Origin of the sequence: Microbispora sp. NPDC088329 (genome assembly GCF_040685655.1) — a bacterium.
GTDB lineage: Bacteria > Actinomycetota > Actinomycetes > Streptosporangiales > Streptosporangiaceae > Microbispora.
This window is the reverse complement of record NZ_JBFBIP010000021.1, coordinates 108,569-134,227: the sequence shown is the minus strand read 5'-3', so window position 1 is coordinate 134,227 and position 25,659 is coordinate 108,569. Positions and strand designations below refer to the sequence as shown.

Below are 25,659 nucleotides of genomic sequence, written 5' to 3'. Positions count from 1 at the left end.
TCTGTCGGGGCTCGGTGCGGCTGCGGGGCTCTTGCCCGAATCTGATGGCGTCGCAACCAAGGAGGACACATGCTGGACGGGTTCGTGCCGTGGCCACCCGACCTCGCCGATCGCTACCGCCGTGCCGGCTACTGGAAAGGTATATCTCTCGGGCAGCTTCTCGCCGACAGCGCAGGGCGCCACCCCGACAAGGTCGCCGCGGTGGACGTGACACGCCGTATCCGTTACGCGGAGCTGGTCGAGGAGGCGGGCCGGATCGCGTCGGGCCTGCTCGACCTCGGTATCGGCCCCCGCGACCGGGTGGTGGTGCACCTGCCCAACGTGATCGAATTCCTTTCCACCACCTTCGCCCTGTTCAGCATCGGCGCGATCCCGGTGATGGCGCTGCCCGGTCATCGCCGTGACGAGATCCTCCACCTTGCGCGCTCTTCGGATGCCGTGGCCTACGTCGGCCCGGCCCGGTTCCAGGGGTTCGACTATCGGAAGCTCGCCCGCGAGGTTCGCCGCGACGCGCCCGATCTGCGGCACGTCGTGATCGCGGGCGAGGCGGAGGAGTTCACGCCGCTGTCCGAGATCGCCCGCTCCGGCGTACGGGAACTGCCGCCGGTCGACGCGTCCGAAGTGGCGCTGCTGCTGCTGTCCGGCGGAACCACCGGTACGCCCAAGCTGATTCCCCGGACCCATGACGACTACGCGTACAACATCCTCGAGTGCGCCCGCGTGGTCGCTTTCGACGACAGCGGCGTCTATCTCGCCGCGAATCCCGTGCCGCACAACGCCGCACTGGGCTGTCCCGGAGTGCTGGGCGCGCTGCTCGTCGGCGGCAAGGCCGTGCTGGCCGCCAATCCCAGCCCCGACCACGTGTTCCCGCTGATCGAGCGGGAGGGTGTCACACTCACGACGCTGGTGCCCGCGCTGGCCCTGCTGTGGGCGGAGGCGGCGCAGATCACCCCGGTCGACATGAGCCGCGTGATCATACAGGTGGGCAGCTCGAAGGTCGGGCCCGCCGCGGCGGCCCGGATCACCGAGAGCCTGGGGTGCCGCCTCGCGAACGTGTACGGCATCGGCGAGGGACTGATCACCCATACGCGGCTGGACGATCCCCCGGAGATCGTCTTCACCACCGAGGGCAGGCCCCTGTCGCCGGACGACGAGATAAGGATCGTCGACGAGGACGACAAGGACGTCCCCCTCGGCGAGACCGGCGAGCTCCTCACCCGCGGCCCGTACACGATCCGGGGCTATTTCGCCGCGCCGGACCACAACCGCCGCTCGTTCACCCCGGACGGTTTCTACCGCAGCGGCGACCTGGCGCGGATGACCGAGGACGGCAACGTCGTCATCGAGGGCCGGCTGAAGGACATCATCCACCACCTGGGGGAGAAGGTCTCGGCCGAGGAGGTGGAAGGCCACGTGCTGACCCACCCGCTGGTCCGGGACGCCGCGGTGGTCGGCATCCCCGACGACGAACTCGACGAGCGTCTGCTCGTGTTCGTCGTCCTCAGCGCCGACGCGGACGCCGCGGCGGTGCCGCTCTCGCTGCGCGCGATCAGAGAGCACATCCGCGACCGCGGCCTGGCGTCGTACAAGCTGCCGGACGAGCTCGTCGTCGTCCCCGACCTTCCCCGCACTCCGGTGGGCAAGATCGACAAAAAGTCCCTGCGCGAGGGCAAGCTGCCGCAGTTTCAGTGAGCGCACTGATTCCCGCCGAACCGCCGTGGGTGGCACCAGGCTCCGATTCGGCGTTGTCGATTGTCCGGCGTGAGGGATGTGAGGGGAAGTTCACGGGATGATTGATGCGGCAGAGACCAAAAACTTTCCGGCGTACGGGGAAATTCTCCGGCTGGACGAACTCCTCGCCATCGCCTGCGTGCGCGACGAGGCCGACCGCACGCTGTTCTTCGCGGCACACCAGGCGTGTGAGATCTGGTTCGCGGTCGTTCTCCGTCATCTGGACGCCGCGCGTGAGGCGATGCTCCAGGAGCAGGGGGCCGCGGCGGCCGAGCATCTCGAGCGGCTGCCGCACATCATGCGGGTGATCACCGACCATTTTGACGTTCTTGCCACGTTGACTCCCCAGTCATTCGACGAGATCCGGGCGACGCTCGGGACGTCGAGCGGATTCCAGTCCGCCCAGTACCGCGAAATCGAGTTCGCTTGCGGGGCCAAAGACGCGCGGTTCCTCAACATCACCGGGCTGTCCGAGGGTGAGCGGGCCAGGTTGCTCGAGCGCCTCGAACAGCCGTCCTTGTCCAGCGTCTTCGCGGAGTATCGCGACCGGGCCCGTGCCGGTGCGGACGGGGCCCCCGTGGACTCGTCGCCGGCCGAGCGGATACACGACGCGCTGGCGGGCTTCGACAAGTCGGTGCGTTCGTGGCGGGAGCGGCACGCCGCGCTGGCGGAGCAGTTCCTCGGCGCCGCGCAGGGCACGGCCGGGTCGTCGGGTGCCGCGTATCTGTGGCGATCGGCCGAGCGGACGTTGTTTCCCGAGCTTTTTCCGAATCACGAGTGAGGCGCCGGCGAGCGCACGGCGCGCAGTGCGAACGGCCTGATCCGACATGGGCTACCCGAATTCCGTCAAGTGAATTACTGGTCCAAAGGAGAACGCAGTGATGACTGTCAACGGCGCCGCAGGCAATAAAGCGGGTGATCCAGGAAAGACGAAGCGAGTCGTCATCGTCGGCGGTGGCACGGCCGGCTGGATGACGGCGTCGTACCTGATGGCCGCCTTCGGCGAGCGGATCGACGTGACGGTCGTGGAGTCGGCTCAGATCAGCACCATCGGGGTCGGTGAGGCGACGTTCAGCGACATCCGGCATTTCTTCGAATATCTGCGGCTGGCCGAGTCCGACTGGATGCCGGCCTGCAACGCCACGTACAAGCTTGCCGTCCGGTTCGAGAACTGGCGAGAGCCGGGCCATTACTTCTATCACCCGTTCGAGAAGATGGGATCGGTCGACGGGTTTCCGCTCAGCGACTGGTGGCTGCGCAATCCGACGACGAGCCGCTTCGACAAGGACTGCTTCGTGATGGCGTCGGTGATCGACGCCCAGCGCTCCCCCCGGTACCTCGACGGAACGTTGCTCGATCAGGGGTTCGTCGAGAGAGAGCATGACGAGACCACGCCGCGGTCGACGATCGCGGAGTACCAGGGAGCCCAGATCCCGTACGCCTACCACTTCGAGGCGCACCTGCTGGCGAAGTTCCTGACGGGATACGCCACCCAGCGCGGCGTCCGCCACATCCTCGACAACGTCGTGGACGTCGCCCTCGACGAGCACGGCTGGATCTCGCACGTGCGGACCGCCGAGCACGGCGACCTCGAGGGCGACCTGTTCGTCGACTGCACGGGTTTCCGCGGACTGCTGCTGAACAAGGCGCTCGGCGAGCCGTTCGTGTCCTACCAGGACACGCTGCCCAACAACAGCGCGGTCGCCCTGCAGGTGCCGCTGGACATGGATCGTGAGCCGCTGCGGCCGTGCACCACGGCGACGGCTCAGGACGCGGGCTGGATCTGGACGATTCCGCTGATCAGCCGCATCGGCACCGGTTACGTCTACTCCAGCGACTACATCACGCCCGAGGAGGCGGAGCGCACGCTCCGCGACTTTGTCGGCCCCGCGGCCGCGGACGTCGAGGCCAACCACATCCGGATGCGCATCGGCCGCAGCCGCCGTTCGTGGGTGAACAACTGCGTCGCGGTCGGTCTGGCGAGCGGTTTCGTCGAGCCGCTGGAGTCGACCGGCATCTTCTTCATCCACCACGCCATCGAGCAGATCGTCAAATACTTCCCCTCCGGCCGCGGGGACGACGTGCAGCGGGAGCTGTACAACCGTTCGGTGGCGAACGTCATGGACGGCGTCCGCGAGTTCCTCTGTCTCCACTATGTCGGCGCGAAGCGCTCGGACACGCAGTACTGGAAGGACACCAAGACACGCACGATCCCCGACGCGCTGGCCGAGCGCATCGAGATCTGGAAGCACAAGGTGCCCGACTCGGAGACGATCTTCCCGCACTACCACGGGCTTCCCCCGTACTCGTACAACTGCGTTCTGCTGGGCACCGGCGCGATAACGCCCCGCTATTCCCCGGCGCTCGACATGGCCGATGAAAGGGCGGCGCTGGCCGAGTTCCAGCGCATTCGCGTGAAGGCGGAAAAGCTCGTTCAGGAGCTTCCCACGCAGAACGAGTACTTCGCCCACATGCGCGCCAACGCCTAGGGGTCCCGATCCGGGATCACGCCGCGCGTGCCGGGAGTCCGGCTTTCCCATGTCCCGGGCTCCCGGCATACAACGAAGACTTCGAACATGTCACGCGGAAAGCGATGTCGCGATGTATCTCTCCTACGACCGACGATCCCTGGACATCCAGTATTCGCCGAGTTCGTGCGTCGCGGACATCGACGTTTATCTGAGGGGATACGCGGCGCGGAGCGCGGCGGCGAGGCGACTTCCGGACGCGCGACTCGGGGTGCGCTACGGCCCCCGGCCCGAGCAACTGGCCGACTTCTATCCCGCGGGCCGGGCGGGCGCCCCGATGCTGGTGTTCGTCCACGGCGGATACTGGCAGGAGATGAGTCGGCACGAGTCGGCTTTCATGGCGCCCGACCTGGTCGCGCGGGGAATCTCCGTCGCGGTGCTCGGCTATGGTCTGGCGCCGGCGTACGAACTGCCGGAGATCATCGCCATGGTCGCGGACGGGATCCGGTGGATATGCCGGAGCGCCGATCGGCTGCCCGGCGCTCCCGGGCCGATCGTCGTGAGCGGCCATTCCGCGGGCGCGCATCTCGTCGCCATGTCGCTGCTGGACGAATCCGGCTGGGAGCGGTGCGGCGCGCGGCCGTCCGAGGCGGTCGCCGGCGCGATACTGGTGAGCGGTGTTTACGACCTCGAACCGGTCCGCGAAACATATGTGAACGAAGCGCTGGGGCTGGACGCCGGCACCGCCCGTGCGTGCAGCCCCCTCCATAATTTACGGGCCGCTCTGCCGCCGCTGGTCGTCGCGCGCGGGGAAAACGAGACCGACGAGTTCGGCAGGCAGCAGACGGAGTTCGTGACCGCCGTCCGTGCTCTCGGCGGCCAGGTGACGGATTTCGTCGTGCCGATTCGCAACCATTTCGATCTGCCTTACGACCTGGGCGACCCGGAAACGCTGCTGGGCGATTCCCTGGTTCGGTTGACCGGCCGCTCGCGATAGCGGTGCGGTCCGGCGATATCGGGATGTGCGTTCCTCAGGTGGCCGTCTGCATTATTCACATACTCTTTGGCCGGGTCAATCTTGTATTGTCGGTGCGGGACCCGGCTGTTAGAGTCGGGATCGGCACCGCGTGGCGCTGATGTCCAGTTTCTTGGAAACCAACCTCGCATCCCGGTCGGCCGGAAATATAAGGCGAATTCCCTGCACGCCGGCCATGGTTTCGAATTAATGCCGCTGCGAAGTGGATCGCGCGCAAGGGAGCTTGGATATGTTGACGGAGAACATCGACCGCGGCGCGGCGGCCCACGTCGCCACCGATGCCGGCACGGACCGGGACGCTCTGCGCCGCGCGGTCTCCGACCTGCTGGGCATCGAGCTGACCCCGGAGGACGACGACAGCAACGTCTTCGAACTCGGCTTGCAGTCGCTCGAGCTGATGCGCCTGGCGAACCGGCTCAACCGTTCGGGCGCCGAGGTCACGTTCGCGCAGCTGGCCGACGATCCGCGGCTGTCGGCATGGTTCGAACTGCTCACCCCCGGCGCCGCACCGATGCCGCAGCCCCGCGCCTCCGAGGTGGAGCACGGCGACGGATCCGATCTGACCTTTCCGCTCACGCCGGTGCAGCAGGCGTATCTGTTCGGCCGTGCCGACCACCAGGCGCTCGGCGGCGTCGGCTGTCACAACTACCTGGAATTCGACGGGGCGGAGGTGGAAGCGCACCGTCTCGAGCGGGCCGTCCGCGCTCTGATCGAGCGTCACCCCATGCTGCGGGTGCGGTTCGGCGACGACGCGGTCCATCACGTGCTGCCGCAATCCCCGTGGCGAGGTCTGACCGTCCACGATTTCCGCGACCGCACGGACGACGAGGCGTCGGCGGCGGCGCTGGAGCTCCGTGACCGGCTGTCGCACCGCGTCCTGCGCGTCGACCAGGGTGAAGTCATCGACATCCAGCTGACCCGGCTCCCCGGCGGGGTGGATCGGCTCCACTTCAACGTCGACCTCCTGGCCGCGGACCTCGCGAGCTTCCGACTGCTGCTCACCGAACTGGCCGTCCTGTACGACGACCCCGACGGTCTCGACGCGATCACCTACACCTTCGGCCGGTATCTCGCGGATCAGGCCGAGGTCCGCCGTACGGAGGCCGAGCGGGCACGCGCGTACTGGCAGGACCGATTGCCGTCGCTGCCCGGGGGACCGAGGCTGCCCCTGGCGACCGAGCCCGAAGCGGTGGCCGTACCACGATTCGTCCGCCGGGCCTTCGGGCTGACGGCGGACGAGTGGCTCCTCATGGAACGGCGGGCGGGCGAGGCGGGGCTCACGCCCGCGGCGGTGCTGGCGACGGCGTACGCCCAGGTCCTGAGCCGGTGGAGCGGGGACGAGCACTTCCTGCTCAACCTGCCGCTGTTCGACCGCGACCTCGACGCACATCCCGAGATCGGCCGGCTCATCGGCGACTTCACGGGGCTGCTGCTGCTTGAGGTGAAGCTGTCCGGTGACAGCTTCACGGACCGCGCCCGCACCGTGCAGCGGCAGATGCACGAGGACATCGGGCATGCCGCCTACACCGGTGTCGACGTGCTGCGCGACCTCGCCCGCACCGACCTGGACGCGCCCCGCACGGCGCCGGTCGTGTTCTCCCTCGATCTGTCGGCGCCGCTGATCCCGGACGAGTTCGCGGCCCGCTTCGGCGACGCGGCGTGGATGATCTCCCAGACCCCGCAGATCTGGCTCGACCACCAGATCTACCGCACTCGCGACGGCGGTGTGCGGCTCGTCTGGGACGCCGTCGACGAGCTCTTCCCCGACGGCATGCTCGACGCGATGATGTCGGCCTACGAGGCGCTGGTCCGCGGTCTGCTGGCCGGCGACTGGGAGGCCGCGTCGCCGGAGATACCGCTGCCCGCCGCGCAGCGGGAGCGGCGCGCGGAGGTCAATTCGGAGACCCGCGCGCTGACCGGCGACCTTCTGCACTCGGCGTTCTTCGAGCGCGCCGGCGACCGGGCCGGGCAGCCCGCCCTGCTGTGGGGCGACGGCGAGGTGATGACCCACGACGAGCTGGCGCGGCACGCCCTGGGCATCGCCGGCGCGTTGGCGCGGCGCGGTGCGGGCCGCGGCTCGTACGTCGCCGTGGTCGCCCCGAAGGGCCCGCAGCAGATCGCCGCCGTGCTCGGAGTCCTCGCCGCGGGCGCCGCGTACGTGCCGATCGGCGTGGACCAGCCGGCCGAGCGCCGTGCCCGCATCCTCGAGCTCAGCGGCGCCGAATTCATCCTCGACGGCGCCGGCCTCCTGGAATCGGCCGACGCCGATGTCGACGTACTTTCGATCGACGCGGCGATGCTCTCGCGGCCGCTGAGCGCCCCGGTGCCCGCCGACCCCGGCGATCCCGCGTACGTGATCTTCACATCGGGCTCGACGGGCCTGCCGAAGGGAGTCGAGCTCAGCCATCGCGCCGCGGTCAACACCGTCGAGGACATCAACGAACGGTTCGGCATCGGGCCCGGGGACCGGGTGCTGGCGGTGTCCGCGCTGGACTTCGACCTGTCGGTGTGGGACATCTTCGGATTCCTCGCGGTGGGCGGCGCCGCCGTCCTCGTGCCTGAGTCCGGCCGGCGCGACGCCGGCGAGTGGCTGACACTGTGCCGGCGGCATTCGGTGACCGTCTGGAACACCGTCCCTGCCCTGCTCGACATGCTGCTCACCGCGGCCGACGGCGCCCCGCTTCCCGGCACGCTCCGCCTGGCCCTGCTGTCCGGCGACTGGATCGGGCTCGACCTGCCCGGACGACTGGCTCGCGCGACGAGCGGCTGGTGCCGGTTCATCTCACTCGGCGGCGCCACCGAGGCCGCGATCTGGTCGAACTCCTTCGAGGTCACCGAGGTCCCCGCGGGCTGGCGGTCGATCCCGTACGGGAAACCGCTGCGGAACCAGAAGTTCCGGGTGGTGGACGGCCGCGGCAGGGACTGCCCGGACTGGGTGCCCGGCGAGCTCTGGATCGGCGGCGCCGGTGTCGCTCTCGGCTATCGGGGCGATCCCGAGCTGACCGCGGCGCGCTTCCCCGAGCACGACGGCGAGCGCTGGTACCGCACCGGCGATCTCGGCCGTTACTGGCCCGACGGCAATCTGGAGTTCCTCGGGCGCCTCGATCACCAGGTGAAGATCAACGGTTTCCGGGTGGAGCTGGGGGAGATCGAGGCCTGCCTGCAGGCGCATCCAGCGGTCGCCCAGGCCGTGGCCGTCGCGGTCACCGAAGGCCGCCGGGAGGTGGTCGCCGCCGTGGTCGAGCGCTCGGCGGCGCCGGACCGGGTGCGGGAGGACGCGGAGCCCGTCGCCGGGGGAGGGCGCCCCTGGAATCGGTTCCTGCCGCCCGCGACCGAGACCGAGGACGCGTCAGATCCGCATCTGATCGAGCACCGGCTGGTGGAGATCCTGCTGGCCGACGTCCTCGCGCCGCTGACCGGGCCCGGCGGACACCCGCCGGTCTGCGCCGAACAGAGTCCGGTGGTGGACATCTGGCTCGAATACCTCGTACGACGCTCCGTGCTGACACCCGGCGCGACCTATCGGCGCGGCCCCCGATGGGACGAGGTCACGAACCCGGCGTGGATCACGCAGGTTCGCGCGTCCACCCGCGGGACGCCCTTCGAGACCGTCGCGACCGCATTGGAGTGGGCCGGGCCACTCCTCAGGGCCGTCATGTCCGGCGAGGCGGACGCCACCGCGCTGCTGGACGATCCGGTGCTGGCTCCGGAGGCTCTCGGCGATCTGATGCCGACGACGGCCGACTGCCTCAGGGCCGTGGCCGGGGACCTGCGGACGCGCACCGGCGACGCCGCGCCGCCGGCCGTCGCCGAATGGGATGTGATCAGCGGCCGCGGCAGCGCGCGGTTGCTCGCGGAACTCCCCGGAGACGCGATCGACTACACCCTGCTCGGCTCGTCGAAACCGGCACTGGCCAAAGCCGAGACACTGCTGCGCGAGCGTGGGCATCGCACCCACATCGCGGTGCAGGGCGCCGCCGCCATCGGCGGGCAGCACGTCCACGCGTTCGACGCCGTCGTGGCGAACAACGTCCTGAGCCGGATGACCGATCCGGAGGTGGCCGTGGCCACCATGGCATTGCTGCTCGCGCCGGGTGGCCGCCTCTACCTGCTCGAACGCGCGTACCCTGCGCCCCTCGCGCTGGTGAGCGCGCTGCCGCTGGAGGCGCGAGCGGGGAGGTTCGACCAGAGCGGGCCGGGCTCCGCCTGGTTGTACGGCCCGGAGCGCTGGACGCGCGCCTGCGCCGAGGCCGGGCTGCGCGACGTGCGGGTGCTGCGCACCGAGGCCACCGGCGAGATCCTGCTGTCGGCGGACCGGCCGGAGACGACCGGCGTCGACGTGGCCGAGCTGCGCGGGTGGGCGGCGGACCGGCTGCCCGAGCACATGGTTCCCGCCCACGTCGCCGTGCTGCCCGCGCTGCCGCTCAGCGCCAACGGCAAGGTCGACAGGCGGCGGATACAGAGCCTTCTCGAGCAGTCCGTCGACCGGCCGCGTGACGTGGGCGATCCGCCGCAGGGCGCGAGCGAGATGTTCGTCGCCGAGCGGTGGATGAAGCTGCTCGGGCTGGACTCGGTGGGCCGGGACGAGAACTTCTTCCGGCTCGGCGGTGACAGCCTGCTCGCGACGCGCTTCGTCGCCGAGGTGCGCGGGGCGCTGGGTGTCGAGCTGCCCATGCGCGAGGTCATGCGGACGCCGACCGTCGCCGGGCTGGGCCTGCTGCTCGACGGGCTCGGTGCCGCGAGCGGCGGCTTGGACGGCGGCGAGGGATTCGAAGAAGGCGCGTTGTGAACGGCTAGCTGCATTTCGCTCCACCTGGCTACTCGATCCGCCTCTTAATCAAGCAAAGGGAGAAGTCGTGGACATAGCCGAGATGCTTGCCGGCCTCGCCGCCGAGGGCTGTGTGCTTTACGAACAGGACGGGCAGCTTCGTTATCGCGCGCCCAAGGGAGTCTTGACGCCGGAACGGCTGACCTGGCTGCGTACGAACAAGGGCGCCGTGCTCGACCTGTTGCGCAAGCAGGAGTACGGCCCCGGAATCGTCCCCGATCCCGCTGCCCGGTTCGAGCCGTTCCCGCTCACCGATGTGCAGTCGGCGTACCTGGTCGGCCGGAGCAACGCGTTCGACTACGGCGGAGTCGCCTGCCACGGCTATATGGAGCTCGCGCTTCCGTTGTCGTACGCGGACAACATCGAGCAGGCGTGGAATCAGCTGGTCGGCCGGCACGACATGCTTCGCGCGGTGATCTCCGCGGACGGGTATCAGCGTGTCCTGCCGGAAGTGCCGCACTATCAGGTCAGGCGCGAAGACCCGGGCATGCTGGAGGCGACCAGAGAGGCCATGTCGCACCAGGTGCGGCGCACCGACCAGTGGCCCCTGTTCGACCTGCGGACGACGGAGACGGACGAGCGGCTGATTCTGCACATCGCCTTCGACCTGCTTCTCTGCGACTACCGCAGCATGCAGATGCTGCTCGGCGAGTTCGGCACCCTGTGTGCCGGAAAGCCGCTGCCCCCCGCGCCGGAGATCACGTTCCGCGACTATGTCCTCGGCGCGCGCGGGGTCGTGGAGGGCACGCGTTACAAGCGCGACCGTGATTATTGGTTCGATCGTATCGACGCGCTGCCGCCGGCCCCGGTCCTGCCGTTGCGCGACGACGCGCGCGACGCGCCGCCGAAGTTCCACCGGCACGAGCTGCGCTTGTCCGCCGCGCAGTGGACTGTGCTCAACGAGCGCGCCGGCGCGGCGGGTGTCAGCGCGTCGAGCGCGTTGCTGCAGGCCTTCGCGGAGACGATCGGACGATGGAGTCACAGTCCGCGCTTCACCCTGGCTCTCACCCAGGAAAACCGGCTTCCCCTGCACGCGGACGTCGCCCCGATCATCGGTGACTTCAGCTCGACCAGCCTGTTCGCCGTGGACCTCACCGAGGGCGAGAGCTTCGCGGAGCGGGTCAACCGCGGGCAGATGCGGTTGTGGGACGACCTGGACCACCGGCTCTGCTCGGGAGTGGAGGTGATGCGTGAGCTGGCCAGGCGCCGGAGCCGGGCCGAGGCGTTGATGCCGGTCACGTTCACCAGCACGATCGGCGGCACGAACGCGGAAACCGCGAACGCGCTGCTGGCCGACGCGGAGATCGTCTACAGCATCACCCAGACGCCCCAGGTCTGGATCGACTGCCAGATCTCGAGCGACGCCGACGGCCTGCTGGCCAACTGGGACGTGCGCGAGGGTGTGCTTCCCGAAGGCGTGACCGAGGACATGTTCGCCGCGTTCGCCGATCTGGTGAACCGGCTGGTCGACGATCCCGCGGTGTGGTCCGCGGCGGACCCCGTGGAGCTGCCGGCCGCGCAACGGGACGTCATCGCGGCGGTGAACGACACGGCCGCGCCGCGATCGCTCGAGCCCCTGCACGCGGGCGTGGTCGCGCAGGCGGAACGGACTCCGGACCGGGCCGCCGTGATCACTTCTTCGGAGACACTGACCTACGCCGAGCTCATGGCCAGGGCGGGGGCGGTCGCCGCGGCCCTCGCCGAGGGGGGATGCGCGCCGGGTGACCGCGTCGGCATCGTCGTGCCGAAGGGATCGGCGCAGGTGGTCTCGGTGCTCGGCACGCTGCTGGCCGGCGGTGTGTACGTGCCGATCGACACGACGCAACCCGCGCTGCGGCGCAACTCGATCATCACGGACGCCGGGATCGGCCACGTGCTCACGCTGGCCGAGCTGCGCGACTCGCTCGATCTGCCCGCCGCCGTCCGGCCGGTCGAGGTCGACTCGCTGGCGCCGCGGCCGGGGCCGGCGGCGCACCGGCCGGCGCCGGACGACCTCGCGTACGTCATCTACACCTCGGGCTCCACCGGCACTCCCAAGGGTGTCATGATCGGCCACGCCGCGGCGCGGAACACGATCGACGACATCAACGCGCGATTCTCGGTGACCGAGGACGACCGTGTGTTCGGCCTGGCTCAGCTGGGGTTCGACCTGTCCGTCTACGACATCTTCGGCCCGCTGTCCGTCGGCGGCGCGCTCGTGCTGCCCGACGACGCGCTGCGGAGCGACCCGTCGCACTGGGCGGCGCAACTGGCCGCCAACGGTGTCACGGTCTGGAACTCGGTGCCGGCGCAGATGCAGATGCTGGAGGAATACCTCCGGCACGACACCGCCGTCGACGTCTCCCGCCTGAGGCTGGCGATGCTCTCCGGCGACTGGATCCCCGTCACGCTGCCGGACGCCATCCGGGCCAGGATCCCGGGCCTCGAGGTGATAAGCCTCGGCGGGGCGACCGAGGTCTCGATCTGGTCGATCTATCACCCCATCGAGGTCGTCGACCGTAACGCGCCCAGCATCCCGTACGGAAAGCCGCTGGCCAACCAGACCTTCCACGTGCTCGACTCGCTGATGCGGGAATGCCCGGCGCACGTGACCGGCGAGCTGTACATCGGCGGCGTGGGGCTGGCTCAGGGATATCTGGGCGATCCGGAGCGGACGAGCGAGCGGTTCGTGCGGCACCCGGTGACCGGCGCGCCGCTCTACCGGACCGGTGACCTCGGCCGCCGTCACCCTGACGGGGTGATCGAGTTCCTCGGCCGCGTCGACCGGCAGGTGAAGCTCAACGGCCACCGCATCGAGCTCGCGGAGATCGAGGCCGCACTGCAGACGTGCCCGGACGTCGATCTCGCCGCGGTGGCCGTTCACGGTGAGGGCCCCGCGCGCCGTCTGGTCGCCTTCGCCGAGCCCACCAGGACCGAACCCCGCGCGCTGCCGGACGGCCTGCGGCGCAGGGCGATCGACGCAGGCGCCGAGCTCGTGCGCGGCATCGAGGACGAGCACATCGTCGAACTGATCGGCCTGCTGGACAGCGTCGCGCTCGACGCCATGGCCGAGATGCTCACCGAGGCCGGATTCTTCGTGACGCCGGAAGCGGTGCACACCACCGAGGAGATCAACGAAGCCATCTCGGTGGCCCCGGAGAACCACCACCTCGTGCAGCGCTGGCTGAACGCGCTCTCCGACGAGGGGAAGATCGTCCGGGACGCGCTCGCCGGCACGTACAAGGGCGAACTCCCGGTCGATCCGGCGGCTCATCGGGAGAAGCTGCGCCGCATCGACGAGCTGGCCGAGCTCACGAAGTGGGGAAGCGAGTTCATCCGCTACCTGCGCGTGTCCGAGGACAACCTGGTGCCGTTGCTCCGCGACGACGTCAACGCGCTGTCGCTGCTGTTCCCCGAGGGGAAGTTCGGGCCGGCGGAAGCGACGTACCGCGACAACCTGATCAGCCGTTACAACAACGAGGTGGTCATCTCGGCGGTGCAGGACATCGCCCGCGCGCACACCGGGCCGGGGCCGCTGCGGCTGCTGGAGATCGGTGCGGGCGTCGGCGGAACCAGCACCGTGCTGATCCCCGCCCTGGCCGATCTGAACGTCGACTACCTGTTCACCGACCTCTCGCACTTCTTCCTCAACGCCGCCAAGGAACATTTCCACGACGTCGACTGGGTGCGATACGGATTGTTCGACCTGAACCGCGATTATCGCGCCCAGGGGATGGCGCCGAACTCGTTCGACGTCATCCTCCTGTCCAACGTGATGCACAACGCGAAGCACGTCGGCAAGGCTCTCGACCAGATCCGGGAGATGCTCGCGCCGGGCGGCTGGCTGGTCTTCATCGAGGCCACGCGCGAGGTCTACAGCATCATGACCTCGATGGAGTACAAGTCCGGGCTGACCGGATTCGAGGACGAGCGGAGAGAAGACGAGCGCGTCTTCCTGGCGCGGGACCGGTGGCTGCATCTGCTGGGTGAAGCCGGTGGAGAGGTGGCGTTCTGCCTCCCCGAAGCGGACGCCGCGATTTCCGGGATCGGCCCGCAGACGTTCGCCGTGCGATTCAAGTCCGAGCGCGCCGACGTGCGCCAGGAGCAGCTCATCGGCCATCTGGCCGAACGGCTGCCGTCCTACATGATCCCGGCCGAGTTCCAGATCGTGGACCGTATCCCGCTGACCGGCAACGGGAAGGTGGACAGGGCCAGGCTCGACGCGTGGGCGGGGTCGGGACACGGGGGCGGCCGGAACGAGGCCACCGGCGAGGCGCCGCGCCCGGGCCTCGAACAGGCCATCGCGGCACTGTGGTCCGAGGTGCTTCCGGTCGAGTTCATCGCCCGCGAGGCGAGCTTCTTCGACCTCGGAGGGGACTCCCTCCTGGTGGCGCGGCTGGTCACCCGGCTGCGCGAGAACCTCCCGCAGGCCGCGGAGATGGACTGGGACGATGTGCTGCGGCTGGTGATGAACCGGCCCACCATCGCCGCGCTGGCCGCCCAGCTCGGGGCGGACGGCGCCGAAGCCCGTTCGGCGACCTCGGTCGTACGGATCAACACCGTGGACACCGGCGAGCCGACCAGGGTCCTGATCCATGACGGGACGGGCACGCTGATTCCCTATCGCGCGCTGATCCGGGAACTGTCCGATCGCGTGCCGATGCTGGGGCTCGTCATCGACGACCCGGGGCTGTTCCTGTCCGGAGACCCCCGCACTCAGGTGGACGAGCTGGCGAACCGTCATACGGAGGCACTGCTCGCGGCGGGAGTCGATCGGGTGCACCTGGTCGGCTACTGCATGGGAGGACTGCTGGCGCCCGAGCTCGCCAACCGGCTCACGAAGGCCGGTGTCGAGGTGACCGGTCTGACCGCGATCAGCAGCTATCGAGTGCCGTACCTCGTCGAGGACGACCTGATGGCCGAGTATCTGTGCGCCCGGCTGGTGCAGGTCGATCCGGTGGATCTCGGTTATCCGCCCGACGAGCTCGGCATCCGGGACCTCATCCAGGCGGTCCTGACCCGGCACGACAAGGTGCTCCCGCAGGGGGGTCTAATCGAGGAACCGGCGTCGGCGTTGAGCGAGGCCGGCGCGCAGGCGCAGCGCTACTTCCAGAAGCTGGCGGAGCGGTCGCAGGAGGACCGGCTGCGCGCCATCGGCGAGAGGATGCCGGCGAGCGACGACGAGCTGGGCTCGGTGGACTGGATGGCGCGGTTCCTGCGGATCATCAAGCACAGCCTGATCACGGTGGCGACGCACATGCCGACGCAGTACGAGAAGCAGGCGACGTTCGTCCGCCAGACCGGCGACGCGCAGATCTTCCCCGGCATGCAGGCCGACATGACCGAGTACTGGCAGCAGGTGTGCGTCGGAGGACTGCGGATCGTGGACGTGCCGGGCGACCACTTCACCTGTATGGGACCGTCCAACGTCGGTGTGACGGCGGACGTCCTGCTGGCGGGTGACTGAGCCGATGGGCGCGGCACAGGTGATCGGAATCATCGGCGGGTACGGCGCGGTGGGGTCCGTCGCCGCCCGATGTCTCGCCGCCGACGGATTCCGGCTCAGAATCGGCGGCCGGTCGGCCGACCGCGGCGCGGCGTTCGCGGACGGCCTCGCCGATGCGACGGCCGCGGCGGTGGACGCCACCGACGCGGAGAGCATCGCCCGGTTCAGCGCGGACTGCGACGTGGTGCTGAACTGCGCCGGACCCGCGTACGAACTGGGCACGCTGCCCAGAAGGGCGGTGGTCGCGGCGGGCGCGCACTACGTCGACGTCATGGACGGTTCCCTGGGAACGTTCGCGCCGCCGGAAGACCGCGTGATGGTGCTGTCCGCCGGCGTGTTGCCGGGCCTGTCCGGGCTGCTGCCGCAGATGCTCACCGCGGGACTCGACGAGGCATGCTTCGTGGGGTACTACGGCAGTCTCGACAGATTCACGCACACCGGCGCCATGGATTATCTGCTCAGCATGGATCGCGGATATGGCACGGCGCTCGCCAAATGGCGCGACGGCAGGGTGATTCCCGGTGCGCTCAGCGTCGAGCAGGACTCTTCGGTCCCCGGAATTCTCCGGCCGGTCACCGCTTATCCCTATTTGAGCGCCGAACTGGTTCAGCAGGCGGAGCGCCTCGGGCTGAAGGAGGCCGCCTGGTACAACGCTTTCGACGGTGAGCACGCGCTTCGCGTGCTCAATCATTACCGCGCCTCGGGCAACCGGCAATCGCCTGAGGACGCCGCGACGGCCCTGGTGCAGGCCAGCGCGCTCGATGTGTCCGGACGTGCTCCCTACCACGTGTTGTCCGGCACGGCCGAGGGTCTCACCGAGGAGCGGGTCCCGGTCCGGCGAACCGCGTTGATAAAGAGCAACGACGGCAATGCGCTCACCGGCGTCGTCGGCGCCGTCGCCGCGCGTGAGGTCGCTCGTGGTCGTATCGCGCCCGGTGTCTGTCACGAGGCCGCGAACGTGCTGGCGGCCGGCGTCGTGCTCGACGCGATTCGCACGCATCTGCCGGAAACCGTCGTGTCCATTTCCGAGACGCCTCTGGCAGCGGAAATCGTGGAGGAGGAGGGGGTGCTCTGATCGGCCTCGCCTGACCCGGATGCCGGAGGACCCGTGACGGGCGGCGCACGCGGGGGACCGGCCTCCGGGCGGTCGTTCCCGCGGCTGCGCCGCCCGGATCGTTGGCTGACCGGACGGTTCGCGGTACGGTGAGTCGTACGCGTACGGAAACGGAGGAAGGCGATGAACGCGATCGACCCTGCAGAGGGGGAGCGAGCGACGTCATCATCGGCTGCCGATGCCGCGGCCGGACAGGGCGTGAAACCGCTACTGCGTCCGCATCGATGGAGTTTCGCCGCTGTTGTCGTCTTTCAGATCATCGGTGCGGTCGCGGGTCTGGCGCCGCTGCTGGCGGTCGTCGAGCTGGGTCATGCCCTGTTGTCGCCCGGCCCAATCGACCACGACCACGTCTGGTTCGTCGTGATCGCGGGTGCGATCGGGCTGTTCGTCCGGCTGCTGTTCACGAGCGCGTCATCCGGAATCGGGCATATCGTCGACAGCAAGGTGCAGCTGGCGTTCCGACGGCAACTGGCCCTCGTGCTGGGGCGCGTGCCGATCGGCTGGTTCTCCCGGCGCCGCACCGGCGAGCTGGCGAAGGTGGTGCAGGAGGACGTCAGCGCCGTCCACCCGTTCATCGCGCACACCCCCGGCGAGCTGGTCGCCGCGTTCGTGGTGCCGCTGGTGTCGCTGGTCTACCTGTTCACCGTCGACTGGCGGCTCACCCTGATCACGCTGATCCCGGTGGTCCTGGCGGTGGCGCACGTCCCCCTGATGATGACCCCGGCGCGGATACGCGAGGAGAAGGAGTTCGACGCCGCCATGGGGGGCATCGCGAACTCGGTCGTCGAGTTCGTGCAGGGGATCGCGGTGGTCAAGGCGTTCGGCGGAGGCGAGCGCGCCCACCGCAGGTTCCTCACGGCCGTGGACGAATTCGTCGCCACCTTCCTCCGCTGGGTGACCAATCTCTCTCCGATCGCCGCGGGGATGAAGCTGGTGCTGTCGCCGCCGTTCGTGCTGCTGGTCGTGCTGATCGGCGGCACGGCTCTGATCACCTCCGGCGGCATGGCCCCGGCCGACCTGCTGCCCTTCCTGCTGCTCGGACTCGGCCTGACCGCTCCGGTGGCGGCCCTGGGTCACGGCTTCGACGACCTGCGGGGCGCCGCCCGCGCGGTCGGCCGGATCAAGGAAGTGCTCGAGGTGCGGCCGCTGCCGGAGCCCGCCAGGCCGGTCGCACCGCAGGGGCATCGGGTGGAGCTGCGTGACGTCCGATTCGCCTACGAGGACGACCACGAGGTGCTGCGCGGGATCACCCTGACGCTCGAACCGGGGACGGTCACCGCGGTCGTCGGGCCGTCGGGAAGCGGGAAGTCCACGCTGGTCCAGCTGCTGCCGCGGTTCTTCGACCCGACGCACGGCTCGGTCCTCCTGGGCGGCGTCGATCTGCGCGAGATCGACAGCCGGGAGCTCTACCGGAGGGTCTCCTTCGTCTTCCAGGACGTCCGCCTGCTGCGCGCGTCGGTCACGGACAACATCGCGCTGGCGGTGCCCCACGCCGGCGCCGACGACGTGGTGCGCGCCGCCCGGCTGGCGAACATCCACGACCGGATCCTCGAGCTGCCGCGCGGCTACGACACGGTGATCGGTGACGAGGCCGAACTGTCGGGTGGCGAGGCGCAGCGGATCGCGCTCGCCCGCGCGCTGCTCGCCGACGCGCCCGTTCTGGTGCTGGACGAGGCGACCGCCTTCGCCGACCCGCAGACGGAACGTGCGGTGCGCCGGGCCCTGGCGACGCTGGGCGGCGATCGGACGATCCTGGTCATCGCCCATCGCCTGGAGACGATCGCCGACGCCGACACCGTCGTGGTGCTGGAGGACGGGGAGGTCGTCGAACGCGGCGGCCCGGCCGAGCTGCTGGCACGAGGCGGCAGGTTCGCCGCGTTCTGGCGATCCCATGAATCGGCGGCCGCCGACGAGATCGAGACCCGCGCCGGAGCACTGCAAGGAGAGCAGTCCCAATGATTCGAATGCTGCTGCGCGTGCTGGGACCCGAGTACGCGCGGGCGATGCGCCGCACCGTGGCCCTGATGACGGTGACCGCGATCGCCGAAGGGTTGTCCTACGCCCTGCTCGTTCCCGTGCTGCGGGCACTGTTCGGCAGCACGCCCGAGGACGCCGTGCCGTGGCTGATCGGGTTCGGGGCCGCGGTCGCGGTCTGCGCCGTGCTGCGCTACATGAGCGAGCTGTCCGGTTTCCGCGTCGGGACCACGCTGTTGCGCGGCATGTACTACCGGCTCGGCGAGCATCTGGCCAGGCTGCCCATCGGCTGGTACGGCGGCGACCGGGTCGGCGAGGTGTCCGTCATGGCCAGCCGCGGCCTTCTGCAGGCGATGAGTGTCGCGGCACATCTGCTGGGACCGTTCGTCTCCGCCATGGTGACCCCCCTGACGATCGTCGCCGTGATGATCGCCTTCAACTGGCAGCTGGGGCTGGCCGCGCTGGCCGCCGCACCCATCGTGGCGGTCATCCAGGCCTGGACGGCACGGTCGATCGCCGCCACCGACGCCGGGCGCCACGAACGCGACAAGGAAGCCAGCGGGCGGGTCATCGAGTATCTCCAGGCCCAGCCGGTGCTGCGGGTCGGCGGGCGGACCGGCGAGCGCTTCACGTCGCTCGACGACTCGCTGCGGGAGGTCCAGCGCGCGACGCGCCGTACGGTGCTGTCGGCGCTGCCCGGCATCGTGGGGATGACGCTCACCGTGCAGGCGGCCTTCACCGCTCTGCTGGTGCTGGGCGCCTATCTCGTGCTCGGCGGCACTGTCGGCGCGGCGGAGATCCTCACGATTCTGGTGCTGGCGGCCCGTTGCGCCGATCCGCTGCTGTCACTGTCGGAGATGGGAGGCAAACTCCGCGCCGCCCGAGCCCAACTGGCCAGACTCGACACGGTGCTGCGCACAGAACCGCTGCCGGAGCCCGGCGAACCGGTCCAGCCACAACGCCATGACCTGGAATTCGACTCGGTCACCTTCCGGCACGGCGACCGCACCGTGCTCGACGACCTGTCGTTGACGGTGCCGGAAGGACAGCGGCTCGCCGTCGTCGGGCCCTCCGGCGCGGGCAAGAGCACGCTGCTGCAGGTGCTCGCCCGCTTCTTCGACGTCGACGCGGGCGCGGTGCGCATAGGGGGCGTGGACGTACGCGAGATCAGCACGCGGGTGCTGATGCAGCGGATCGCCATCGTCTTCCAGGACGTGTATCTCTTCGACGGCACGATCGAGGAGAACGTGCGTCTCGGCCGTCCCGACGCCGGCGAAGCCGAGGTGCGGGCGGCGGCGACCGCGGCGCGGCTGGACGAGGTGATCGAGCGGCTGCCCGGCGGATGGGCCGCGAACGTCGGCGAGGGCGGCGCCCTGCTGTCGGGTGGTGAGCGTCAGCGCGTCGCCATCGCGCGAGCACTGCTGAAGGACGCCCCCATCGTGCTGCTGGACGAGGTCACCTCCGCGCTGGACCCGCTGAACGAAGCGGCCGTCCACGAGGGCATCGAGCGCCTGATGGCGGGCCGGACGGTGGTGATGGTCACCCATCGGATGCGGACCGTCCGAAGCGCCGATCGCGTCGTCTTCCTGGACGGCGGCCGGATCGTGGAGGAAGGCAGCCACGACGAGTTGCTGCGCCGCGGTGGCCGTTACGCCGATTTCTGGACCATTTCCATGGCCCCGGTAACGAGTGAATGAGCCGAGGATGTCGATCGATCCTTTGTCGCGGACCTGCGATCCTCTGCCGCGAAACCGGCGAGCCGGCGCGTTTCGCCGGCTCGCGCCGCGGCCGTATGCCCGAGCCCGGGTGCTGCTGTTCCCACACTGCGGCGGCAACGCGAGCTATTACCGGTCGTGGGCCGCGGCGGCGCCCTGGGACGCCGAATTCATCGCCGTGCAGTATCCGGGCCGGGAGGATCGTTATTCGGAACCGATGCCGGCGGATATGCACGACCTTGCCGCCGTGCTGGCGGCCGATCTGCCGCTCGACGGGCCGCCGCTTCCGACCCTGCTGTTCGGCCACAGCATGGGGGCCATCGTCGCCTACGAGGCCGCCCGCCTTCTTTCGGCGATGGGCGAACCGCCGTTGGGACTGGTCGTGTCCGGGCATCCCGCTCCGGCGTTGACCCGGCCGGGCCGGGTGCATCTCGGCAGCGACGAGGAGTTGATCGAGGAATTGCGCCGCACCGAGGCGACGCACCCCGATATCCTCGACAACGCCTCACTCATACAGGCGTTCCTGCCCGTCATCAGGAGCGACTACCGGTTGAGCGAAACCTATCGGCCGCTGCCCGGTGCGCGCCTGCGAACTCCGATCACCGTGATGTACGGCGATCGGGATCCTGAGATCACTACGGCGGAAGCAGAGGGGTGGCGCGAGGTCACCGACGACTCGTGTGAGTTCCGCATTTTCGAGGGCGGTCATTTCTATCTGGAGGAGCACCGCGACTCGATCGTCGAACTTCTCACGGCGCAGGCACGCGCGGCGTCCCGTCGATTGGCGATTCCCTGGCCGTCGACGCCCTGATCCTCCTCGCCGGCGCGGGCGCTACTCGGCGTCGCCGCGCCGGACGGCGGGCAGCAATCCCTCGACGATCGCCGTCAGTCCCTGCCGATGCGTATCGCGCGCGGTGAGTTCGGCCCAATGGTCGGCGACTACCGCGATTTGGGGGTATGTGCCGTTCGTCAGTTCGGAGATGACCTTGTCGCGATAGACCGGAGCGCCGGTCGTGGTACGACGACGTCGGCTGGTCACCCGAATGGTCAGATCCCCGACGATGTAATACCAAATCGTGCGATAGACATAGACGGCCTCTTCGTGGCTGTGCCCGTAGTCGACGGCGGCGCCGATCATCACCTCGACGAACCAGAGGCCGGAGGGGGCGAAGAGGTCGTCGCCCGTCAGCACTTCGACGACCCACGGGCGCTCGGCGAGCAGGTCGTAGAGCGTGATCGCCGCTGCGAGGAGCCGCTCACGAGGGTCGTCCGGAAGCTCCGGACGGGGCATGCGCTGCGCGCTCGTCTCCAGCACGCGCAGCAGCAATTCATCCTTGTCGCGCACGTGGTAGTACAGCGCCATCGGCGCGCTGCCCAGCTCGTTCGCCAGGCGCCGCATCGACAGTTTCGCCGAACCTTCGGCCTGCAGAATGCGATCCGCCGCGGCGATGATTCCCTCCAGAGTCAAGCGCGGCGGCCGGCCGATGGCTTTGGCGCGCGCTTCTCCTGCGGGCATCTCTATCCTCCACGATGCTTCTGTTCACCGATGAGCGGGGCGGGAGTGTTTCCGAGACGACCGGTGGAACATGCGATTGCGGCCACGACGATCGATTGTCGCGGAAAATCAACGTGCCAGTGCTCTCTTGCCGTTGAAACCCATACTAACAAAGTTTGCCGGGAGTTCGTCTATATATTGTCTACACGGCGCCGCGAATGGGGGTATGTGGATGACGGACACAGGCGTCGTATTTACTGGTCGCATACCGCGGACTTGATTTCCCGCTGCTTAAGGCGTGACGAATATCACAGAGATAAGGCTTGAGTGGTATATCATTGGCATTCGTGCAATTTTCGGCTGTTGTAGATCCGCGGACCGGCCACGCGGTGGCGGCTTCATATTGTGGTAGCGGCGCCGTGATCCGCGTCGGCGGATGGGATTGCCGCATAAGCGGCTGAGCATCGCTCGATTCCCCGCGCACGCCGCCGGCCATGCGGGCGGCAGGCGTGCCACACGCGCTGCCCCGGCCGGCGCTCGAGCCCTACAGGCAGGCGGCGTGCGGAAACGATGTCCGACGTCGTATCCGAAGCCAAGGAGCCCGGGACATGTCGGTCCCGGGCTCCGGCCGTCTGGGCTTGTGCCCGCCCCGGTGGGACGGGCACTTCCCGGACGGGTGGTCGCCGAGTCACGGATGCGTGCCGTCGGACGGCCCGTTTTCTGTCGCGGCTTGTCAGTCCGCTTCGGTGACCAGGTCGCGGGTGCCCTGCTGCAGGGGTTCGGTCGCGCCTCTTGGCAGGACGATGAAGGCGATGACGACGGCGCCGATGAGGAGCGCGGCGCCGAGTGTCATGCCGAGCGCGTATCCGTCGGTGAGCCCCACGGGCGTGAGCCTGCCGGCGGTGCGCTCGGCGGCGGCGGTGCCGAGAGCGGCCAGTCCGAGTGAGGCGCCGATCTGGCGTGAACTGGCGAGCAGGCCGGAAGCGGCGCCCGTTTCGTGAGGCGCGACCCCGACGGTGGCGGCGGAGACGACCGGCCCGAGGCAGAGACCGAATCCGAGGCTGGTGACGATCGACGGGCCCAGGATGTCGGTGAGGTAGGAGCCGTCGGCGCTGATGAAGCCGAACCAGGCGAACCCGATCGCGGTCATCAGCCCGCCGACGATCAGCAGCGTACGGCGCTCGACACGGTTGCCGAGTTTGATGGTGAACACGGCGCCGACGCCGACACCGAGCGCGAAGGGCAGCAGTTCGAGCCCGGCCACCGTCGGGCTGTACCCGAGGATGCGCTGGAGGTAGAGGGAGGCGAAGTAGAAGGACGCCGCCATCGCGCCGCCGAGGAGGAGGTTGTAGGCGTTGGCGCCGGAGACCGAGCGGTTGGCCAGCAGGCCGAGCCGGATCAGCGGGTCGCGGGTGGTCGTCCGCTCCACCCAGACGAACGCGGCCAGCAATATGACGGCGCCCGCCAGGGTCAGGAGGGTCGTCGTCGAGGTCCACGCGTACTGGTCGGTGCGGACGACACCGAACACGAGCAGGGACATTCCCGCCGTGGCCAGGATGCCGCCCAGCACGTCCGGGCGGCCGCTGGGAGCCAGGGGCGGAGCGTCGGCGACACCGCGCCAGGCCAGGGCCAGCGCGATGGCGGCCATGGGAACGCTGACGAACATCACCCAGCGCCAGCTCGCGTACTCGGTGAGCACGCCGCCGATCAGCACGCCGAGAGCGCCGCCGGCGGCGTTCATGGCACTCCAGATGCCGTATGCGCGGACGCGCTCCTTGCCGGAGGGGAAGGTCACGGCCAGCAGTGCCAGTGCGGCCGGAGACAGTGCGGCGGCTCCGATGCCCTGCAGTGCGCGGGCGGCCACCAGGTGACCGGCTTCCTGGGAGAAGCCTCCGGCGAGGGAGGCGAGACCGAACAGGATGAGCCCGAGCAGCAGGATGCGCTTGTGACCGTATCGGTCGGCGATCTTGCCGCCCAGGAGGAGAAGGCCGCCGAAGGTGAGGGCGTAGGCGTGGATCACCCAGGTCAGGCCCGCTCCGGTGAAGCCGAGGCCGACGGCGATCTGCGGGAGTCCGAGGTTTACGACCGACAGGTCCACCGACACCATGAACTGCACGACAGCCACCGCGGCCAGGATGAGCCCTGTCCGTGCGGCCGGTTCGATGACCGATCGTCCGCTTGCTGATTGTGCGTTTGTCACCGTGGTTCAGTCCCTTGGGCTGTTCTCGTGGCCAGTTTTTCGTACACGTACTGAAAATAGCACCGAGATCGGCTCCGTGTCGACAGCCGAACTCGCCCGGGTTGGCAGAAGGGAGTGGCGGGACCGCATGATGGGAGGGTGTCCCAAAGCAATGCACAGCACAGCCGTACCGGCCGTCCACCGGTGACCTCCCGCGCGCAGATCCTGGCCGCGGCCCGCCGGCTCATCGATCAGAACGGCTGGGAGAAGCTGACCATCCGCCGGCTCGCCTCCGAGCTCGGCATCGGGACGATGACCTTGTATCACCACGTACGCGACAAAGAGGACCTGCTGCTCCTGCTGATCAGCGAATACGCGGACCAGATCCCGTACCCCGACCTGCCCAGCGAGCCGCGGGACCGCATCATCGCGACCTCGATCCTGATCCACGATGCCCTCGCGGCCTGGCCGTGGGCCGCGGAGGTCCTCACGTCCGACGGGTTCATCGGCCGTCTCGGCGGATCGTTGTGGATGGTCGAGACCATCGTGGCCGGCGCCATCGACCACGGATGCACACCTGAACAGGCCGTCCACGTCTTCCGCAGCATCTGGTACTACACGGTCGGCGAGATCCTCGTCCGTGCCCACTCCGCTCGCCGACCCTCGGACGACGAGCGGCCCATCGACCCCAACCCCTTCTTCAGAGGTGTCGACAAGTCCCGCATGCCACGCCTTGTCGCCCTTGGCGATCAATGGCCGAGGCTGGCCGCGCAGGACACCTACCCCCAGGGGCTTGAGGCCTTAGTCGACGGGCTGCTCGCGCAGGCGACGTCGGCGAGGCGGCGCGAGGCGGTGTCCGCGGAACGGCGTGAATAGCGGCGGGGACGCGGCCGCCCGGCGGTCGTCCTCGGGAGAGGTGACACACCTCCGGTAGGTGACGCTCTCGCCGCACAGCAGCGGGGGCAGTGCTGGACAGGTACTCACTCACGGAGATGTCGGGCGGGCCTGTCGAAGGAGTACCTCCTGCGGGTCGATCTGGCCGGCGTACGGGGTTGGCCGTCGTCCCCGGTTCCCTGATCCCGGATCCACGAAAACGCGAGACAGGTCCGCTGGAAACGCTGGCGGACCTGTTTTGTCACTGCTGCTGTTGTGAGGTGTTCTTTCGAGACAGCGCTCAGCGGCCCGGCCGGATCAGCTCTTCCAGTTCGAGCAGCTGTAGTCCCACTCAGTCCAGTATTCGCAGAGAGAGATTCTCCAGACGTCCTCGGACAGGCTCGCAGTCGACCCGGAACCCGGCCCGGTGAGAAGTGTGCCGCCGCTGCCGTCGTAGTACTCCCAGCGCAGCTCGGCTTTGCCGGCACTGGTCCAGACCCAGACCCAGGCCTCGGCCCCGTTGCCTGGATTGTTTTCGAACTGAGCCTGGCTGTGCTTGTAGTAGACGGTGGTGGCGGCTGCGGCGGGTTGCGTGGTGAGAGCCGTGCCGGCGACGGCCACCGTCATCGCGACAGCGGCGACGCGGGCTGAATGTTTGAGTGTCATCGCGCCCTTCCCGGGATCTGCCGGCGGCCTGTTGCCACCGGTTCGCCGTCTAAGACCGGATAGTCTCCCGATTACGTGACAAGCGCCGCGAGAGC

Annotated in this window: 14 protein-coding genes; 11 read left to right on the top strand and 3 right to left on the bottom strand. The window is 69.0% G+C overall.

Annotated elements, in window-relative coordinates; genetic code table 11:
- Positions 1-69 precede the first annotated feature (69 nt).
- From AB0O28_RS31285 to AB0O28_RS31240, 10 genes are all read left to right on the top strand, one after another.
- On the top strand, positions 70-1,692 hold the full coding sequence (locus AB0O28_RS31285) for an AMP-binding protein (protein WP_363646152.1): 1,623 nt from the start codon (positions 70-72) through the stop codon (positions 1,690-1,692).
- Between the two features lie 97 nt (positions 1,693-1,789).
- Positions 1,790-2,512, top strand: a complete 723-nt coding sequence (locus tag AB0O28_RS31280) for a tryptophan 2,3-dioxygenase family protein (protein ID WP_363646151.1) — start codon at positions 1,790-1,792, stop codon at positions 2,510-2,512.
- Between the two features lie 100 nt (positions 2,513-2,612).
- Positions 2,613-4,220, top strand: a complete 1,608-nt coding sequence (locus tag AB0O28_RS31275) for a tryptophan halogenase family protein (RefSeq protein WP_363646183.1) — start codon at positions 2,613-2,615, stop codon at positions 4,218-4,220.
- A 49-nt stretch (positions 4,221-4,269) separates the two neighbouring features.
- Complete coding sequence (locus AB0O28_RS31270; RefSeq protein WP_363646150.1) at positions 4,270-5,196, top strand: alpha/beta hydrolase; 927 nt, start codon at positions 4,270-4,272, stop codon at positions 5,194-5,196.
- 268 nt (positions 5,197-5,464) lie between these two features.
- Entirely contained in the window at positions 5,465-10,024 is a 4,560-nt protein-coding gene (locus AB0O28_RS31265; RefSeq protein ID WP_363646149.1) for an amino acid adenylation domain-containing protein, read from the top strand.
- Between the two features lie 67 nt (positions 10,025-10,091).
- A complete protein-coding gene (locus tag AB0O28_RS31260) occupies positions 10,092-15,509 on the top strand; it encodes an amino acid adenylation domain-containing protein (protein WP_363646148.1) in 5,418 nt (1,805 codons plus the stop codon).
- 4 nt (positions 15,510-15,513) lie between these two features.
- Positions 15,514-16,623 carry a saccharopine dehydrogenase NADP-binding domain-containing protein gene (locus AB0O28_RS31255; protein WP_363646147.1) on the top strand — a complete coding sequence of 370 codons (1,110 nt, stop codon included), beginning with the start codon at positions 15,514-15,516 and terminating at the stop codon, positions 16,621-16,623.
- Positions 16,624-16,860: 237 nt separating this feature from the next.
- Complete coding sequence (locus AB0O28_RS31250; RefSeq protein WP_363646146.1) at positions 16,861-18,621, top strand: ABC transporter ATP-binding protein; 1,761 nt, start codon at positions 16,861-16,863, stop codon at positions 18,619-18,621.
- Positions 18,618-20,333: an ABC transporter ATP-binding protein gene (locus AB0O28_RS31245; RefSeq protein WP_363646145.1), complete on the top strand. Its 1,716-nt coding sequence runs from the start codon at positions 18,618-18,620 to the stop codon at positions 20,331-20,333. Before AB0O28_RS31250 ends, AB0O28_RS31245 begins: the two co-directional genes overlap by 4 nt.
- Before the next feature lie 7 nt (positions 20,334-20,340).
- Positions 20,341-21,162, top strand: coding sequence for an alpha/beta fold hydrolase (locus tag AB0O28_RS31240; RefSeq protein ID WP_363646144.1), 822 nt, complete (start codon positions 20,341-20,343; stop codon positions 21,160-21,162).
- A gap of 21 nt (positions 21,163-21,183) precedes the next feature.
- On the opposite strand, the gene AB0O28_RS31235 is transcribed toward AB0O28_RS31240, so the two are convergent.
- Together AB0O28_RS31235 and AB0O28_RS31230 are read right to left on the bottom strand one after the other, a co-directional pair.
- Positions 21,184-21,867, bottom strand: coding sequence for a TetR/AcrR family transcriptional regulator (locus AB0O28_RS31235; RefSeq protein ID WP_363646143.1), 684 nt, complete (start codon positions 21,865-21,867; stop codon positions 21,184-21,186).
- A gap of 712 nt (positions 21,868-22,579) precedes the next feature.
- Entirely contained in the window at positions 22,580-23,971 is a 1,392-nt protein-coding gene (locus AB0O28_RS31230) for an MFS transporter (protein ID WP_363646142.1), read from the bottom strand.
- Positions 23,972-24,184: 213 nt separating this feature from the next.
- On the opposite strand from AB0O28_RS31230, the gene AB0O28_RS31225 reads away from it, so the two are divergent.
- Positions 24,185-24,901, top strand: a complete 717-nt coding sequence (locus AB0O28_RS31225) for a helix-turn-helix domain-containing protein (protein WP_363646141.1) — start codon at positions 24,185-24,187, stop codon at positions 24,899-24,901.
- 315 nt (positions 24,902-25,216) lie between these two features.
- Here AB0O28_RS31225 and AB0O28_RS31220 read toward each other — a convergent pair whose 3' ends face one another.
- Positions 25,217-25,564 (bottom strand): hypothetical protein, encoded by a 348-nt coding sequence (locus tag AB0O28_RS31220; protein WP_363646140.1) that lies wholly within the window; start codon positions 25,562-25,564, stop codon positions 25,217-25,219.
- Positions 25,565-25,659: the final 95 nt, after the last annotated feature.